Genomic DNA, 17,260 nt, shown 5'->3' with positions numbered 1-17,260 from the left:
GCAAGCCGACGATCTTAATGTAGAATGGCCGCAGGTGCCACGCTTAAGTCAACAATTCTCCGATGAATAGACAGATACAAATCATAAAAACCACCCAAGGTCATATGGCGATTTGCCAGGATACACCAACCAATATTACTCCTGCGTGGTTTTCCGTGGATTTTTGGCGCGCGAAAGATGCCATCGTCGGCTCATCCAAAGGTCGCTATACCACTTGGTTTGTCACATTTGAACACAATCATTGGGTATTACGTCATTATTGGCGCGGTGGCCTTATGGAAAAATTCAGTAAAGATGCTTACGTTTATACAGGCCTAGAAAATACCCGTGCCATGGGCGAGTTACGCTTATTAGACATCCTGTATCGGGAAGATTTTACCGTGCCCAAACCCATTGCAATCAACATAGTACGTGATGGATTATTTTACCGCGCAGATATCATTATCGAACGAGTCGAAGGCGCCGAAGATTTAGTCGCTAAACTCGGCAAAGGTACAATGAGTACAACACAGTGGCAGATGTTGGGTGCCACTATCGCCCAATTCCACCAGCGTGGTGTGTACCATGCTGATCTCAATGCTAAAAATATCTTATTCCAACCAATGCAGACTGAAGGACAACAGGAACGTTTCTATCTTATTGATTTCGACCGTGGAGAGTTAAAAATACCAAATCCACAATGGCAGAAATCAAATCTCGATAGACTGTTACGCTCCTTTAACAAAGAACAAAGCAAACAACCAAACCTTGCTTTCACTGCTGATAACTGGACAACACTCATGCAAGGCTATCAAGCAGTAATGCAAAGCCCATCAACGCCTTAACTTTGGGTAATGTTTGAACGTCCTTCATTGACGAACGGCATTAAGCGTTTAATAAGGATTGCACAAGCTCAAATTGCCGTTCAAGCGCACCGCGATTTGCCTCGACCACAGCGAGTCCTGCATTCACGGCCTGCTGACATCGCTCAGGTTCTGCAAAATATTCAATCAAGTTTGCCCCAAGTTCATCCGCCGAAGAAACAATTCTTAGCCCTCCTGCATCCGATAGCATTTGAGTAATTTGGGCAAAATCTCGGTAATTGGGTCCAACCATTACAGGTATGCCCATGGCAATAGGTTCCAATGGATTATGACCACCATGGAGAATCAAACTCCCCCCGACAAAGGCTTGATCCGCCGCACCATAAAAGGTCAATAACTCACCCATGGTATCGCCCACCAGCACTTGAGTCGTTACCGTCACGGGAAGATGATTACTGCGGAGAACTGATTCAAACCCTTGGTTTTTAACTATTTCAGCAAGATTAGCAAACTGTTCTGGATGACGCGGGACGATAATCAGCAAAGCATCTGGCCACTGAGCCAATAAGTGCCGATGGGCGGTAAGCATGGCGTCAAACTCACCAGGGTGCACACTGCCCGCGACCCAAATTGGTGATGTTTCACGCCCCCAAGCCTGACGTAACAGTTTAGCGTTGGCTAAACGCTCTGGCGTAATACAGAGATCAAACTTCAAGCTACCACATACCGTCACTCTGTCTGGCGATACACCTAACTCGACAAAACGCTGCGCTTCCACTTGAGTCTGCACCGCAATAACATCGAATCGCTGCAGCATCGGCAGACTAAGTTTAGGATACCGAGCATATTGCGCCGCAGACTTGGCCGAAAGCCTCGCGTTGGCGAGCATCAAACGCACACCTTGTTTGGCCGCAATCGCAACTAAGTTAGGCCACAGCTCAGTCTCCATAATCACACACCACTTGGGCGAAACTTGGCGCAAAAAACGATTCACACACCAAGGTAAGTCAAAGGGGAGATAGCAATGTTGCACCCTATCACCAAACGCTTTGCGCACTTCGGCAAACCCCGTTGGACTGGTTGTGGTAACCGTAATGCTTAACTCAGGGTGTGATTGCATAATCAAACGGATCAATGGAATGGCTGCCAGCGTTTCCCCCATAGAGACTGAATGGATCAGTAAATCCGTCGATTTTAGTCGAGTTAACCCAAAGCGCTCCCCCCAACGACCGCGGTAATCCGAACTTTTGATCCCACGAAAGGCTAAATAGATAACTAACAAAGGAGATAACAAATATAAAATCGTGGAATAGAGAAAACGATTCATAAAAACGTGCTTATGGGTTTTGCCTGATGAATAGCGGCAATGTTAGCATAATACTCATCGTATTGAATTTTTGTTCATTTTGCGAAATGCAAAAATTGAATGCTGTAGGAACTTAAATTAGGGATAATTTACCAGCAGTATGGCGGTCGTTGGTTAACTCTCTCAATTATGTGGCGCTCACTCGCAATTTGGATCACTTATGAAAACCCGCGACAAAATAATCTATGCCAGCCTTGAATTATTCAACGAGCATGGCGAAAGAAACATCACCACCAACCATATAGCCGCCCATTTAAATATGAGTCCAGGGAATCTTTATTATCATTTCCGCAATAAAGAGGACATTATCCGCTCCATTTTCAGCTTGTATGAAAATCATCTCGAATCAGGTTTCCAACCCTATGAAGATAAGCAAGTGGATGTAGAACTGTTAATCGGCTACTTTGATGCCATGTTTTACACTCTGTGGCAATTCCGTTTTATGTACGCCAATCTTGCCGATATTCTTGCCCGCGACGAAGCATTAAAAAAACGTTATCTGCACGCACAACAACAAGTGTTAACGCGCTCCAGTCATGTGTTGCATAAGCTAAAACTCGATGGTTTTTTAAGTGTCGATACTGACAAAATCACGCCACTCGCGGATACCATAAAAATGATCGTCAGCTTTTGGATTGGTTATCAACTCACTCAATCCAGCACCTCGACCATCACTAAAGCGACCCTCTATGAAGGTGTTTTGAGGGTACTAATGATTTTCAAAGCCTATGCAACACCGACATCCGTCGCGACGTTTACTCGCCTAGAGCAGCACTACCACGCGCTAGCGAATCAAGAATCCCTCTAGCATCATCATAAACGCCTATTGCGCCTACGTAGAGAACTCGCATTCGGTACTAAACTCAAAGCAATCATAGTACTGAGTGCGAACTCATTTTTCGCTCTACACTCTTAAAAGAAGACTCTGCCAAACAGTGGCAAACTTATGTTGCACATTAGTTTTTATAATGTAAAAACCACTTTAGCCCTAAACTAGTTTATCTTGCGAACCTGCATGAAAAAAAGGCTGTAGGCCGATAGGGTTTAGCGTTAGAATGCCGCAACTCCCAAAATCAGAATAAAGTTAACTAAGGAGATATCAGGTGGCCTCTACCTCATTCTACGCACAGATTAATCAACAACTTGCAGATATCAAAGCCGAAGGCTTATATAAAAGCGAACGCATTATCGCCTCACCGCAACAGACCGCCATTCAAGTTAACCATCAAGAAGTTGTTAACTTTTGTGCCAACAACTACTTAGGCCTAGCCAACCACCCAGAACTGATCAAAGCCGCACAGCAAGGCCTAGACAGCCATGGCTTCGGTATGGCGTCAGTCCGTTTTATTTGTGGTACCCAAGACATCCACAAGCAACTCGAAGCCAGCCTGAGTGAGTTCCTCGGCATGGAAGACACGATTCTGTATTCTTCTTGCTTCGACGCCAACGCTGGTCTGTTCGAGACCCTGTTAGATGCCGAAGATGCGATTATCTCCGATGCCTTAAACCATGCCTCTATCATCGATGGTGTGCGCCTATGTAAGGCTAAGCGTTTCCGTTACGCTAACAACGATATGGCGGACTTAGAAACGCAACTGATCGCCGCAAAAGAAGCCGGCGCGCGCAATATTTTGATCGCCACTGACGGCGTGTTCTCCATGGACGGCGTGATCGCCAACCTCCAAGGTGTGTGTGACTTAGCCGATAAATATGGCGCTCTAGTGATGGTAGACGACTCACACGCCGTAGGCTTTGTTGGTCAAAACGGTCGCGGCTCCCACGAACACTGTGGTGTGATGGGCCGTGTCGACATTATCACTGGCACCTTAGGCAAGGCTTTAGGCGGCGCATCGGGCGGTTTCACTTCAGGTAAAAAAGAAGTCATCGACTGGTTACGTCAACGCTCTCGCCCTTATCTGTTCTCTAACTCATTGGCGCCGTCGATTGTGACAGCCTCTATCCATGTATTAGAGATGCTTAAATCAGGCCAGGCGCTGCGTGAAGCGGTATGGGAAAACAGCCGTTATTTCCGTGAAAAAATGTCAGCGGCAGGCTTCACTTTAGGCGGCGCCGACCATGCAATTATCCCTGTGATGATTGGCGATGCGAAACTGGCAAGCGACTTCGCGAACCGTTTATTAGAAGATCATATCTACGTGATTGGCTTCTCCTTCCCTGTAGTTCCCAAAGGACAAGCCCGAATCCGTACGCAAATGTCGGCGGCCCACACCCGTGAGCAACTCGACAAAGCGATTGAAGCCTTTACCCGTATCGCTAAAGAAATGGCGATTATTTAGGACCCTACAAAATGAAAGCACTAAGCAAGTTAAAAGCCGAAAAAGGCATTTGGTTAGTCGATGCGCCTAAACCTGAAATGGGCCACAACGATCTGCTGATCAAGATTAAAAAGACCGCCATTTGTGGCACCGATATGCACATCTACAACTGGGACGAATGGTCACAAAAAACCATTCCTGTGCCTATGGTGGTAGGTCACGAGTACGTGGGTGAAGTGGTTGATATCGGTCAAGAAGTGCGTGACTTTAAAATTGGTGACCGCGTTTCTGGTGAAGGCCATATCACCTGTGGTCACTGCCGTAACTGCCGCGCGGGTCGCACCCATCTATGTCGTAATACCTCAGGTGTGGGTGTAAACCGCGAAGGTTCATTTGCCGAATACTTAGTTATCCCCGCCTTTAACGCCTTTAAAATCCCTGATGATATCAGCGATGATTTAGCCTCAATCTTTGACCCATTTGGTAACGCAGTACACACGGCACTGTCATTCGATTTGGTCGGCGAAGACGTGTTGATCACAGGCGCAGGTCCTATCGGTATCATGGCAGCAGCAGTATGTCGTCATGTAGGTGCTCGCCATGTGGTGATTACCGACGTTAACGAATACCGCTTAGAGCTGGCCCGAAAAATGGGGGCGACTCGCGCTGTAAACGTATCAAAAGAAAATCTAAAAGACGTGATGAAAGAACTCGGCATGACCGAAGGTTTTGATGTTGGATTAGAAATGTCTGGCGTACCATCGGCCTTCCACGCCATGTTAGATACCATGAACCACGGCGGTAAAGTCGCTATGCTCGGTATTCCGGGTGGCGAAATGGCCATTGATTGGAGCAAAGTGATCTTCAAAGGTTTGGTCATTAAAGGCATTTACGGCCGTGAAATGTTCGAAACTTGGTACAAGATGGCAAGCCTTATCCAATCTGGCTTAGACATTTCCCCAATCATCACTCACCACTACAAGATTGATGATTTCCAAAAAGGCTTTGACGCTATGGGCTCGGGTCAATCGGGTAAAGTCATCCTCAGCTGGGATTAATTCCCTTAGCTATAATACCCATCACGGGGCTGTACACATGCAGCCCCTTGTTGCACACTTATCCCATCTTGATTTCCATCTCTTAGCTTTGTCGGGTTTTATTATGTCTTCCTTTAAACACTTAAGCGTTAATCAATTGCTGCAAATGACCGAAGCACAGCCAGTGCAAATCGTCGATATCCGCGATGGCAATAGCTTCACCAATGGCCATATTGCTGGAGCAACCAATCTGAATAACGAAAATCTCGCACAATTTATTAGCCAAGCAGATATGGATAGCCCACTCGTAGTCGTTTGTTACCACGGTATGAGCAGCCAAAATGCCGCGCAATATTTATGCGAACAAGGTTTTGATGATGTTTACAGCCTAGACGGCGGCTATAGTGCCTGGCATGAGGCGAATGCATGATAGAAATTGGCAGACTCCCCAACAGCAGAGCCGCGCAGGCATTTGTCGATTACCTCAAAGGTGAAAATATTGACTGCCAAATCGAGCCGCTGGTTCAAGGTGTCGCCATTCTTGTTATCCATGACAAAGATGTGGAACAAGCACGCCAAGAGTTTGCCCATTTTATTGCCCACCCTTACGACAATAAATATCTGCAAGCCTCATGGGAACATGGCGATACTCAGACCAAACTCGATTATGGCGCCCCTTCGCTACAGCTCTTTACCCAATTTATTACCGGTGCAGGCCCAGTCACGCTGATTGTATTTGCGGTTTGTGTACTCATCTTTGCAGCGATGAACTTAGGATTCGCCAATCCAATCTACGAAACGCTGTCCTATTTTGGAGCAGTATCTCAATCAGATCTCAGCCAGTTCTGGCGTGTTTTTACACCCAGCCTGCTACATTTTTCCGCCATGCACGTCATCTTTAACTTGCTCTGGTGGTGGTATTTAGGTGGCCGAATCGAAACCCGTATCGGTACTACACCGTTGCTCATCCTACTTTTTATGGCGGGCACATTACCAAACATCATCCAATACTATGTCAGCGGTCCTAACTTCGGTGGCCTATCGGGCGTTGTGTATGCAGTGGTGGGTTACACTTGGATCATGGGAATACGTAAACCTGCCGCAGGCATAGGATTACCGCCTGCATATATGGGATTTATGATGATTTGGTTGGCATTAGGGTTCACGGATATTCTAGGGGTTTCGGTTGCTAATGGTGCCCACATTGGTGGCTTATTTATAGGTTTAACCCAAGGGTTATTCGATAGCCGCAAGTCCCCGAACTCAATCTAATTTCGTTATACCAAGATAAATCCTGAAACGCATGGGGATTTATCTTGGTTCAATGACGCGCTCTCACACGCAACAAGCGGCTCAAACTAACGCTCGTCAGTCATCTCCAGCACCTTGGCAACCAGCTTCTCGATGCCTGAGTGCGCTTCAGCAATACTGCCTGCCAACATATAAGCGGGAGTGCTAACAATCCGATTCGCTTCATCCACGACTATCTCATGCACTGTTGCAATATGATGCTCACCGCCCATCAAATTAAACGCTGCGACAGTCTCGCTATCATTACCGATCGTGCCTTTTACGCCATGGGGATATAAACGCGGGATCATCATAGGGGCAATACAGATAAAGCCAACGGGCTTTTTCGCCAGAATGAACTCATTGATAAAATCGGCCACCAGTGGCTCCACTTCACACTCACTACCATTAGTCGCAAAATTACATAGGTTTTTAGCCGCGCCAAAACCGCCAGGAATAACTAATGCGTCAAATGCTGCAATCTCTAGCTCAGTGGTTGACTTTATTTCCCCACGGGCGATACGTGCCGATTCCACCAATACATTACGCGTCTCGGTGACATCGACTTCTCCAGATAAGTGATTAACTACATGCATTTGATTGATATCAGGAGCAAAACATTGATAATGTGCGCCAGCTTTCGATAGAGATAATAGGGTTAAAACCGATTCATGGATCTCTGTTCCATCGAAAACACCACACCCGCTGAGTAACACTGCGATTTTTTTCATTAAAAATATCCCTCTTATGTGATTTGGTTTTAACAAACTGCAAACAAATTGGTTGATCTGATTAAAAATCGTGCTAACTTAATTCGTCGAATCTGAGCGATGTCGAAAATTAAGTCAATCTTAGATGTATTCTACGGAGTCAATAAAAAATCCACAAATTAGGAAAATTTTTCAAGAAACAGTATTGAACTCACAAAAATCAATTTTAAACATAAAAAACAACAACTTAAAAATATCGCACTTAGTCGTATACAAAGCCATTATTCATAGTTGACTTTTTCACTCACAGACTTATCCACAGGCTGAGTGTCAATTTGCCATGGCTGAAATAGTGCTTCTGTGGCATGCTAACCGCCATCTAAGTCATCGATAAACGAAAAATACTTATGCCTACCATTGCAAATAACCCACTTGTCCTTGTGGATGGATCTTCTTATTTATACCGCGCCTATTATGCGCCTCCTCACCTGACAAACTCAAAGGGCGAAGCAACGGGTGCCGTCTATGGCGTAGTAAATATGTTACGCAGTCTATTGAGCCGTTACCAACCGAGCCATATCGCCGTCGTATTCGATGCTAAAGGTAAAACCTTCCGTAATGATATGTACAGCGAATACAAAGCACAGCGCCCACCGATGCCGGATGATCTTCGTTCACAAATCGAACCTCTGCATAGGATTATTCACGCCCTTGGTTTACCCCTTATCTCTATCCCTGGCGTTGAAGCGGATGATGTTATCGGCACAATTGCCCGCCAAGCAAGCCGTGAGAATCGCGCCGTACTCATTAGTACTGGTGATAAAGATATGGCCCAATTGGTTGATGAAAATATCACGCTGATCAATACCATGACAGATACCATCATGGGGCCCGATGAAGTTGCAGCAAAATATGGTGTAGGTCCAGATCGTATTATTGATTTCTTAGCCTTGATGGGCGATAAGGCCGATAATATTCCTGGCTTACCTGGTGTCGGCGAAAAAACGGCATTAGCTATGCTGACTGGCGCAGGAAGCGTGGCCAACCTACTCGCCGCTCCCGAAAAGGTCTCTGACTTAGGCTTCAGGGGCGCAAAAACGATGGCGGCAAAAATCACTGAAAATGCCGACATGCTTAGACTCTCCTACGAACTTGCTACCATTAAAACCGATGTGGAACTTGAGCAAGATTGGCATGAGCTCACTGCCAAACCCGCAGATAGAGACGAACTGATCAAATGCTACAGCGAGATGGAGTTTAAGCGCTGGCTTGCCGAGGTCTTAGATAATAAAGCACCAACGACCGTAGTCGCGGATGCGGCTAAAGTCGAAACCCAAGAAAGCTCTATGCCAAATCCTGCACTTGAAACTCAATACGACACGATTTTAACCGAAACTCAGCTTGATGAATGGATTGCCAAGCTGAAACAGGCATCATTAATAGCCGTGGATACAGAGACCACGAGTCTCGACTATATGGTCGCGGAACTGGTTGGCATGTCTTTCGCTGTGGAAGCAGGCAAAGCCGCTTACCTGCCTTTAGCTCACGATTATGTTGGCGCGCCTCAACAGTTAGATAAGCAATTTGCGCTCGAAAAACTACGCCCCATTTTAGAAGACGACAAGGTCAAAAAAGTCGGCCAGAACCTGAAATATGACATCAGCGTTTTGGCTAATGCGGGCATTAAATTACAGGGTGTCGTATTTGATACCATGCTCGAATCCTATGTTTTTAACTCCGTGGCTTCACGCCATGATATGGATGGATTAGCGCTCAAGTATCTAGGCCATAAAAACATTGGCTTTGAAGATATTGCAGGCAAAGGGGCGAAACAACTTACCTTCAATCAAATCCCGTTGGAAGTTGCAGCCCCGTATGCTGCGGAGGATGCGGATATTACTCTGCGTTTACACCAGCACCTATGGCCAAGGCTAGAAAAAGAACCTCAATTGGCCTCAGTATTTACTGAAATTGAATTACCCTTAATCCAAGTACTATCAGACATTGAGCGCCAAGGTGTATTAATTGATAGCATGTTACTCGGCCAACAGAGTGATGAGCTAGCGCGTAAAATCGATACCTTAGAAGAAAAAGCCTACGAGATTGCAGGTGAAAAATTTAATCTCGGTTCACCCAAACAACTGCAAGTGCTATTTTTTGAAAAACTAGGTTATCCAATCACCAAAAAAACACCAAAGGGCGCGCCATCGACCGCGGAAGAAGTATTAGTCGAATTAGCCTTAGATTTCCCACTGCCAAAGGTGATCCTCGAGCATCGCAGCCTATCTAAGTTAAAAAGTACTTACACAGATAAACTACCGCTGATGGTCAATGCCAAGACTGGGCGCGTTCACACAAGTTACCACCAAGCTAATGCGGCAACAGGGCGCTTATCGTCAAGCGAGCCTAACCTGCAGAATATTCCTATTCGTACCGAAGAAGGTCGCCGCATTCGCCAAGCCTTTATCGCCCCTGCAGGCCGTAAAATTTTGGCCGCTGATTATTCACAAATCGAACTGCGGATCATGGCACATCTATCCCAAGATGCGGGTCTGCTCAAAGCCTTCGCCGAGGGTAAAGACATTCACAGAGCCACCGCTGCCGAAGTATTTGGAACTGACTTTGATGCTGTAACAACAGAACAGCGACGCCGCGCTAAAGCCGTAAACTTCGGCCTTATTTATGGTATGTCAGCCTTTGGTTTAGCTCGTCAACTGGATATTCCTCGTAACGAAGCTCAAACCTATATTGATACTTACTTCGCCCGCTACCCGGGAGTGTTAAGGTATATGGAAGAAACGCGCGCAGGAGCAGCAGAATTAGGATATGTTTCAACACTATTTGGTCGTCGCCTCTACTTGCCCGAAATCCGGGATCGTAATGCAATGCGCCGCCAAGGCGCAGAACGTGCTGCGATTAACGCACCGATGCAAGGCACGGCTGCCGATATCATCAAAAAAGCCATGATCAATATTGCCCAGTGGATCAAGACAGAAACCCAAGGCGAAATCGCCATGATTATGCAAGTCCACGACGAATTAGTATTCGAAGTCGATGCCGATAAAGCAGAGACGCTCAAACAAAAAGTATGTGAACTCATGGCGAAGGCTGCAATCCTCGATGTAGCATTACTCGCAGAAGCTGGCATTGGTGATAATTGGGATGAAGCCCACTAACCCAATCTGAGCGACATCTTTTACAAAAAACTTAAAATCAACACAATGAAAACAAAGATAAATCTGAATCTACTATAGCAATAGCATTCAGATTTATCTTCTTGTTAATCAACACCTTTAAGTGTCGTCATCAAATAATAAGTAAGAATGTGTGCTCATTCTTACTTTTGACTGCTAAAGCCGAGCCAATATTTTAGAGTAAAAACATTAAATTTGATGCTGTGATCGTTTTTGTATAAAAATTTCTATTCATTCATTAAAAACAGCGTGTTAAGTTCTTTAAATGAAATTTTTAGATCAAAACAAGATGTTTTTTCACACATAACTTGAGATCAAACGCACATAATTACCTCTTTTTTGAAAAAACTGTTTTCCATTTAAAGATAAATGCCGTATTATTCTCTGCGTAGGGTACAGAGGTTAAGATGTTCTATCTTTCAGACCTTTATTTCACTTATAGTGATGAGCCAAATTCTGGCGCCTCAGCAACTTGTTTGCTGAGGCTTTTTTTTTGCGTATTTTTTAAAAAATTCATCACAAAATTTAGAGCATTTACTTTAATAAACAGTAAATCCCATGTATGCTGTCTTCATTGAGAACCATTGAAGCTAATTTTTAATGGTGCTTGAGTCTTGTTGAATTTAGCTTCTCCCCAAAAGAGCTAATATTATTTAGGCCGATAACACTGTTATCGGCTATTTTTTTACCTGAAATCTGAAAAGTGGCGGGAAGTACTGCCAGAAGATAGAAAGAAGGCACAAAGCAAACTACACAGCTTAAGTTAGGCTGCGTAGTCTTTGTTAATAAAAAGATTAGTTAGATTGTTCTGCGGTATCTAACTCATCCCTCAACCACTGGGGATGACACCATTCATTTAAGATACTTAAGACTTTAGGCTTACCAGTTCCCTTCAAAGCAGAGAAAGGCTCTACCAGAACCCAATCACCAAAATCTGCCAGAGCTTTACGCACTTCATTCACCGTTTTCATTTTGGCACTTTGAGCTAACTTGTCAGACTTTGTCAGTAGAGCCAGAACAGGGATCTCACTCGCAACTGCCCACTGGATCATCTGCATATCTAAATCTTTTAAAGGATGACGGATATCCATTAACACCACTACGCCACTTAAACAGGCACGCTTTTGCAAATATTCACCCAAGGCTTGCTGCCATTTGTTTTTCATTGCCAGTGGTACTTGTGCAAAACCATAACCAGGCAAATCCACCAAACGTCGCTGAGAATCGAGTTCAAAGACGTTAATTAGCTGAGTCCGTCCAGGTGTTTTACTGGTTCTCGCCAAACTCTTTTGCTCAGTTAAAGCATTGAGTGCGCTAGACTTTCCAGCATTAGAGCGGCCAGCAAAAGCAATCTCAACACCAACATCGCCGGGCAGATATTGATCCAAGTGTGCAATGTCTGGTGCACTAATTAAAAACTTCGCCCTGCGAAAATCTATATGAGATTCAGTCACTATTTACTCCAAAATATTTGCTGCGCAATACCATAATTAATGAAGAATTGCTTACTTTTCCACGTTTTCGTGTAAAATATTACTCCGATCACATTAAATACATTTTACCACGCTTGCGGGTCACCCTAGTAAGCTCAGGATAATAATCTTAACCAGAAGTTGGAACGCCATGAAAAAGTTAGCTCTTGCGCTGTCTGTTGTAGTTGCCGCCATATCTTCACCTGCGATTGCTGAAGGTAATGCTGAAGCGGGAAAAACTAAAATTATCGTTTGCTCAGCCTGCCATGGCATGGACGGTAACAGCATGATCGATATGCACCCTAAGCTTGCTGGCCAACACGGCACTTATCTCCAGAAGCAACTACACGATTTCCGTAGCGCAGCGCAAACTGGTGGTAAAAACGGTCGTATGGATCCTATCATGGGTGGTATGTCTATAGCTCTAAGCGATCAAGATATTCTCGACATTAGCGCATATTTTGCGAGTCAAACAGTTCAAGTTGGTGAAGTAAAAGATATCCCAGAGCTCGGCGCTCAACTCTACAAAGGCGGTGACGTTTCCCGTGGTATTACCGCCTGCATGGCATGTCATGGTCCTGATGCAAAAGGTGCTGAATTAGCAGGTTTTCCAACGCTTGCAGGCCAACATGCAAACTATATCAAAATTCAACTCACCAAATTTCGTGATGCTGGACGCAATAATGACTTGAATGGCATGATGCAAGATGTAGCTAAAAAGTTAAATGATAACGATATTGATGCGTTATCCAAATATCTATCAAATTTAAAATAAGTTCACAGTATTAAAAAGGGTGTTTTGTCACCCTTTTTTTACACCCGAAGTTTACGTTCACGTAAACTGCAAAAGATTCAGGCTTGACATAGATCACGTATTTAGGTTTAATTAGCCCCGTACCGAGATAAACCCATCTGCTTGTACAAATAAATTAATCATAACTTGCAGATTTCGGTATAATTAACATTAAAGATATAAGAATAAAAAGACTCAATAACAATAATATAATTAAGACTACTCTCTAATAATAACAAGAGTCGTGGTTTCGCTTTGAAATCCAAGTCAGTACATTTTTGTAAGGGATGGCCGATAACGCCAATTTGCGCTAAGCAAAACGCCTTACACTCAGGGTAACTTGCCCCATCAGGACACAGTTTGAATGATTCAAATTGTAGCAAAGGAAGCTAATTAGCTTAGGATGCACTGGCTGGAAGCTTGTTATCACTGGAAGGTACTTTAAGCAACATGGATGGTTAACTGAACGTCAATGATGACGCTGCTATACAAGATGTGTCTTGAGACCATCTACAGAAACTGTGGTCAGGATGGCGACAGAAAATGAATTAAGTGTCTGGAAGACCGATAACGAAAATGTTGCAGGGAAAGCAGTAAAAAAAAGAAGGATACCGACCGGGAAAGTCGCATAGCAAGTATGGATACTTGGAATCAGGATAAGGTGCTAAATGCACCCTTTGTAAGGCGGCAGTTAAACTGCCGCCTTTTTTCTTTTGTAACACACCATCAGTGTCTAAAATGTGCACTCAACCAATATAATTGGTACAATCAAAGCCTTAATAACCACTTCAGCAGACTCAATGCCCAGATGCCCTCTTTGTCATAACAGTCAGACACAACTCCTTCATCAAGATAAAAAGCGGAGTTTTTATGTTTGCAAGACATGTGAGTTAACCTTTGCGGATGCGAATAGCCATTTACCCCCCGCGGCAGAGAAGCAAAGATACGGTCGTTCACGCATAGCGTCGAAGCAAAAGCAGTTATCGCAATTTATTTTGCCGCTGTTAGCGCAATTAGAGCAGCAACAAGCTGGCAGTTTATTAGGATTGAATTTTGGTCGCATACTCGATGATGAGAGCCTGACGACCATAGAAAATGCGGGCCACAAATTAAACCAATATGATCCCTTCTTTGCACCAGACCATGAAACACTCAAGCAGGAGTATGATTTTATTTGCTGCTATCGTGTCTTTGAACATTTTAAAAACCCCATAAAAGAATGGAGTCTGCTCTCACGCTTATTACGTTTAAGAGGATGGTTAGCAATTAGTACTCCATTACTAATTGATTTAGATGGTTTTGCTAAGTGGCATCATAAAAATAATCTCACTCATGTAAGCTTTTACCAACGACAGACCTTTGAGTTCCTAGCAAACAATAGCGATTTTGAACTATTATTTGCCGCGAAAGACCTCGTTTTGATGCAAAAAACATCATAATCTGGTATAACACCCGGCCTAATTTAGCACCTTATAGATAGCATTATTTAGTATCTGTAAGGCCACACGTTTTAAATAATTGAGAAAACCATGTCTCGTAGCAAGAAAACACGCAAGGGCGGCGAGAACAGCCCTAAGTTGCAGCCAAGAGTGAAAAAGCAAGACCGTGCTGTAGCAACTGGCAAACGTAAAGAAAGCGGTAATAAGTCAGGTAGTCGTCATAATGAAGGATTGATCCTTGCTCAGGCTCCGCAGCAAACTGCAACGCAAAAGAAAGATCCACGCCATGGCAGTAAAAAGCCCGTGGCTTTAGCCATTCCAGCGGCAACAGAGACAACGCAAACAGCAAAAGCTAAACAACCTAAACTAACTGATGAACAAAAGCTGTTGAAACTGGAAGAAGATCCAAGACTAAACCAATTACTCGATATGCTAGAAGAAGGTCGCAACCTTAATGACGCAGATCAAAAATGGTTAGATCAACAGTTAAATAAGATTGAAGCTCTGATGATCAAACTTGGAATAAGTGATGAACTAGATGAGGATGTGCCTGCCTCAGCTAAAGCGCTCTCCGATGATGAGTTGTTCGATAAATTTGAGTCAGGCGCAGATTTACTTAAAGATTATCAAGATAAATTCTAATTTCTAATAATGCATAAAAGCAAAGGCATAATTTCCTTTGTTTTTATGCCTGTTACATAAGGAATATTTGTGTCTACGGCTCTCATTGTCCTCGGTTTTATCATCATAGTGGCACTCAGTAGCTACGCAACCTTTTTACTCTTAAAACTCAAGCAGCAAAAACAGCGTCAACAGGTAGCACATGCCGAACGAGAAGTTGCTGCAAATGCGAAAAGAGCTCAAATTTTAGGAGATATTCGCTATATAGCGACAGCAATGATTGAAGATCGGTGCGAAATATCTGAAGGCGTGGTGAGAATTGGCCGTTTATTCGAGATTTTATCCCTCAGTGAACGGGTGGCTCCAGAGTTTCCTTCATTATTCCAACACTTTGAGCTAATTAAAGGTCATCCCATAATGGAGGCTCGCCAAGCATTGCCTAAGCAGGAAAGGATGAAGTTAGACTTAATCAGAATGAAGTCAGAAGCTGAACTAGCTGAGGGCATCAATGATGATGCAAAAAAATTATCCGACTACCAACTCAAAGCAACACACTAAAAAGACCCCGAAACCATAAATGGTGACTTTTGAGGTCATCTACATCACATTATTTTGTACCGCCCAAAACATCTTCCCGTGAACCTGTGCACAAAACCTCCAAAAAATGACAGACATTGAAACCTTTTTCATAGATATTGCGTAACTTCTAAAAATGCAGACTTCATTTTTACAACCTAGATCAAGGTTATTTACTATAGAACCTTGCATACTTCGCTTGTTGCTAATTTACCCTCGGAGGACACGCCTTGAAGCAGCCCACTCAGATTAGTTGGGATCAGTCGATGATCGAAAAATATAACTACAGCGGTCCCCGTTATACCTCTTACCCAACGGCATTAGAGTTCGATGATACATTCACCGAACAAAATCTGCTGACGGCCATTGAAAATAGCAAAAGCGATAAACTGTCGCTGTATATTCATATCCCGTTCTGCGCCAAGCTTTGTTATTACTGCGGCTGTAATAAAGTCATCACCCGCCACCAACACAAAGCCGATCAGTACATTGAATATTTAAGCCAAGAAATTATTAAACGTGCCCCCCTGTTCAAACATTACAGTGTGACCCAAATGCATTGGGGCGGCGGTACACCCACTTTCTTAAATCCAGAGCAAATTTTAAAGCTGACATCATTGATTAAAGCCAACTTTAACTTTGCGGATGAAGGTGAGTTTTCAATTGAAGTCGATCCCCGCGAGATTGAGCTTTCAATGCTCGACACGTTGAAAGAAGCGGGTTTTAACCGAATCTCTATCGGCGTACAAGATTTCAATAAAGAAGTGCAAATTGCCGTTAATCGCGAGCAAGACGAGCAATTTATTTTCGACTTAATGGCTAAAGCGAAAGCAATGGGGTTTGTGTCAACCAACATAGATTTAATCTATGGCTTGCCACACCAAACACCAGAAACATTTGCCGCAACAATGCAGCGCGTTTTAGATTTATCGCCTGATCGTTTATCGGTATTTAACTATGCTCACTTACCTGCACGCTTTGCCGCTCAGCGTAAGATCAAAGACGAACATTTACCTTCGCCAAAACAAAAACTCGAAATGCTGCACCAAACTATCGAGACCTTAACTGGCGCGGGCTACCAATATATTGGTATGGACCACTTTGCTAAGCCCGATGACGAGTTAGCCAAGTTACAGCGTGAAGGCAGACTACACCGCAACTTCCAGGGTTATACCACCCAAGAAGAATGCGATTTGTTAGGTCTTGGCGTATCGTCCATCAGTCAGATTGGCGATTGCTATGCACAAAACCAGAAAGATATCCGTCCTTACTATGAAGCCATAGATAAAGACGGCCATGCCCTGTGGAAAGGTTGCAGCCTAAACCGTGACGACGAAATCCGCCGCGTAGTGATTAAACAGCTGATTTGCCACTTCGATTTAGATATGGCCAAAATGGATGAAAAACTGGGGATCCAGTTTGAAGAATACTTCGCCGAAGACTTAAAACTACTGCAAACTTTTATCGACGATAAATTAGTTGAAGTGGTCGACAGAAAAATCACTATCAGCCCAACAGGCCGTTTATTGATCCGCAATATCTGTATGTGCTTCGACCTTTACTACCGTCAAAAAGCGCGTCAGCAACAGTTCTCGCGCGTGATCTAAAGGCTCTTTGCCGTACTCACAAGTGCTGCACAAAAAATCCGACTCTAAGTCGGATTTTTTATTGATGGCAATTTTT

At 44.0% G+C, this 17,260-nt stretch carries 15 protein-coding genes; 12 read left to right on the top strand and 3 right to left on the bottom strand.

All coding sequences use genetic code 11. The features are described from left to right. Positions 1 to 62: 62 nt before the first annotated feature. Complete coding sequence (locus tag JEZ96_RS00280; protein WP_014609525.1) at positions 63 to 824, top strand: 3-deoxy-D-manno-octulosonic acid kinase; 762 nt, start codon at positions 63 to 65, stop codon at positions 822 to 824. A 40-nt stretch (positions 825 to 864) separates the two neighbouring features. On the opposite strand, the gene waaA is transcribed toward JEZ96_RS00280, so the two are convergent. Further along, positions 865 to 2,130: a lipid IV(A) 3-deoxy-D-manno-octulosonic acid transferase gene (gene waaA / locus JEZ96_RS00275; protein ID WP_198779833.1), complete on the bottom strand. Its 1,266-nt coding sequence runs from the start codon at positions 2,128 to 2,130 to the stop codon at positions 865 to 867. 199 nt (positions 2,131 to 2,329) lie between these two features. On the opposite strand from waaA, the gene JEZ96_RS00270 reads away from it, so the two are divergent. From JEZ96_RS00270 to glpG, 5 genes are all read left to right on the top strand, one after another. Then, the gene (locus JEZ96_RS00270; protein WP_011920295.1) at positions 2,330 to 2,977 is read left to right on the top strand and encodes a TetR/AcrR family transcriptional regulator; all 648 of its coding nucleotides are present in this window, start codon (positions 2,330 to 2,332) and stop codon (positions 2,975 to 2,977) included. A 295-nt stretch (positions 2,978 to 3,272) separates the two neighbouring features. Further along, complete coding sequence (locus tag JEZ96_RS00265; RefSeq protein WP_011920296.1) at positions 3,273 to 4,466, top strand: glycine C-acetyltransferase; 1,194 nt, start codon at positions 3,273 to 3,275, stop codon at positions 4,464 to 4,466. Positions 4,467 to 4,477: 11 nt separating this feature from the next. Then, complete coding sequence (tdh, locus tag JEZ96_RS00260; protein WP_128090207.1) at positions 4,478 to 5,503, top strand: L-threonine 3-dehydrogenase; 1,026 nt, start codon at positions 4,478 to 4,480, stop codon at positions 5,501 to 5,503. A 103-nt stretch (positions 5,504 to 5,606) separates the two neighbouring features. Continuing rightward, positions 5,607 to 5,912: a thiosulfate sulfurtransferase GlpE gene (glpE, locus tag JEZ96_RS00255; RefSeq protein ID WP_006084745.1), complete on the top strand. Its 306-nt coding sequence runs from the start codon at positions 5,607 to 5,609 to the stop codon at positions 5,910 to 5,912. Beyond that, positions 5,909 to 6,754 (top strand): rhomboid family intramembrane serine protease GlpG, encoded by an 846-nt coding sequence (gene glpG, locus JEZ96_RS00250; RefSeq protein ID WP_011787468.1) that lies wholly within the window; start codon positions 5,909 to 5,911, stop codon positions 6,752 to 6,754. Before glpE ends, glpG begins: the two co-directional genes overlap by 4 nt. 86 nt (positions 6,755 to 6,840) lie before the next feature. On the opposite strand, the gene elbB is transcribed toward glpG, so the two are convergent. After that, positions 6,841 to 7,503, bottom strand: coding sequence for an isoprenoid biosynthesis glyoxalase ElbB (gene elbB, locus JEZ96_RS00245; protein WP_011787467.1), 663 nt, complete (start codon positions 7,501 to 7,503; stop codon positions 6,841 to 6,843). 386 nt (positions 7,504 to 7,889) lie between these two features. Here elbB and polA point away from each other — a divergent pair, with 386 nt between their 5' ends. Continuing rightward, complete coding sequence (gene polA, locus JEZ96_RS00240; RefSeq protein ID WP_011787466.1) at positions 7,890 to 10,658, top strand: DNA polymerase I; 2,769 nt, start codon at positions 7,890 to 7,892, stop codon at positions 10,656 to 10,658. 812 nt (positions 10,659 to 11,470) lie between these two features. Here polA and yihA read toward each other — a convergent pair. Beyond that, entirely contained in the window at positions 11,471 to 12,130 is a 660-nt protein-coding gene (gene yihA, locus JEZ96_RS00235) for a ribosome biogenesis GTP-binding protein YihA/YsxC (RefSeq protein ID WP_011787465.1), read from the bottom strand. Between the two features lie 169 nt (positions 12,131 to 12,299). Here yihA and JEZ96_RS00230 point away from each other — a divergent pair, with 169 nt between their 5' ends. The 5 genes from JEZ96_RS00230 (at position 12,300) to hemN (ending at position 17,184) form a co-directional block, all read left to right on the top strand. Further along, positions 12,300 to 12,923, top strand: coding sequence for a c-type cytochrome (locus tag JEZ96_RS00230; protein ID WP_128090208.1), 624 nt, complete (start codon positions 12,300 to 12,302; stop codon positions 12,921 to 12,923). 818 nt (positions 12,924 to 13,741) lie between these two features. Further along, positions 13,742 to 14,380, top strand: coding sequence for a methyltransferase domain-containing protein (locus JEZ96_RS00225; RefSeq protein WP_011787463.1), 639 nt, complete (start codon positions 13,742 to 13,744; stop codon positions 14,378 to 14,380). Between the two features lie 90 nt (positions 14,381 to 14,470). Further along, positions 14,471 to 15,022 carry a Der GTPase-activating protein YihI gene (yihI, locus tag JEZ96_RS00220; RefSeq protein ID WP_011787462.1) on the top strand — a complete coding sequence of 184 codons (552 nt, stop codon included), beginning with the start codon at positions 14,471 to 14,473 and terminating at the stop codon, positions 15,020 to 15,022. Positions 15,023 to 15,091: 69 nt separating this feature from the next. After that, positions 15,092 to 15,559 carry a DUF2489 domain-containing protein gene (locus tag JEZ96_RS00215; RefSeq protein WP_011787461.1) on the top strand — a complete coding sequence of 156 codons (468 nt, stop codon included), beginning with the start codon at positions 15,092 to 15,094 and terminating at the stop codon, positions 15,557 to 15,559. A gap of 248 nt (positions 15,560 to 15,807) precedes the next feature. Further along, a complete protein-coding gene (gene hemN, locus JEZ96_RS00210; RefSeq protein WP_082785939.1) occupies positions 15,808 to 17,184 on the top strand; it encodes an oxygen-independent coproporphyrinogen III oxidase in 1,377 nt (458 codons plus the stop codon). Positions 17,185 to 17,260: the final 76 nt, after the last annotated feature.

This window comes from Shewanella putrefaciens (assembly GCF_016406325.1).
Taxonomy (GTDB): domain Bacteria; phylum Pseudomonadota; class Gammaproteobacteria; order Enterobacterales; family Shewanellaceae; genus Shewanella; species Shewanella putrefaciens.
The sequence above is the reverse complement of the archived record's forward strand: the minus strand, read 5'-3'. Positions and strand labels throughout refer to the sequence as shown.

Bases quoted from the DNA above. Each gene is read 5' to 3' on its own strand.
- elbB (WP_011787467.1), bottom strand. From the start codon at position 7,503: ATGAAAAAAATCGCAGTGTTACTCAGCGGGTGTGGTGTTTTCGATGGA.
- yihI (WP_011787462.1), top strand. From the start codon at position 14,471: ATGTCTCGTAGCAAGAAAACACGCAAGGGCGGCGAGAACAGCCCTAAG.
- JEZ96_RS00270 (WP_011920295.1), top strand. From the start codon at position 2,330: ATGAAAACCCGCGACAAAATAATCTATGCCAGCCTTGAATTATTCAAC.
- JEZ96_RS00225 (WP_011787463.1), top strand. From the start codon at position 13,742: ATGCCCAGATGCCCTCTTTGTCATAACAGTCAGACACAACTCCTTCAT.
- JEZ96_RS00230 (WP_128090208.1), top strand. From the start codon at position 12,300: ATGAAAAAGTTAGCTCTTGCGCTGTCTGTTGTAGTTGCCGCCATATCT.
- JEZ96_RS00280 (WP_014609525.1), top strand. From the start codon at position 63: ATGAATAGACAGATACAAATCATAAAAACCACCCAAGGTCATATGGCG.
- glpG (WP_011787468.1), top strand. From the start codon at position 5,909: ATGATAGAAATTGGCAGACTCCCCAACAGCAGAGCCGCGCAGGCATTT.
- glpE (WP_006084745.1), top strand. From the start codon at position 5,607: ATGTCTTCCTTTAAACACTTAAGCGTTAATCAATTGCTGCAAATGACC.
- polA (WP_011787466.1), top strand. From the start codon at position 7,890: ATGCCTACCATTGCAAATAACCCACTTGTCCTTGTGGATGGATCTTCT.
- tdh (WP_128090207.1), top strand. From the start codon at position 4,478: ATGAAAGCACTAAGCAAGTTAAAAGCCGAAAAAGGCATTTGGTTAGTC.
- waaA (WP_198779833.1), bottom strand. From the start codon at position 2,130: ATGAATCGTTTTCTCTATTCCACGATTTTATATTTGTTATCTCCTTTG.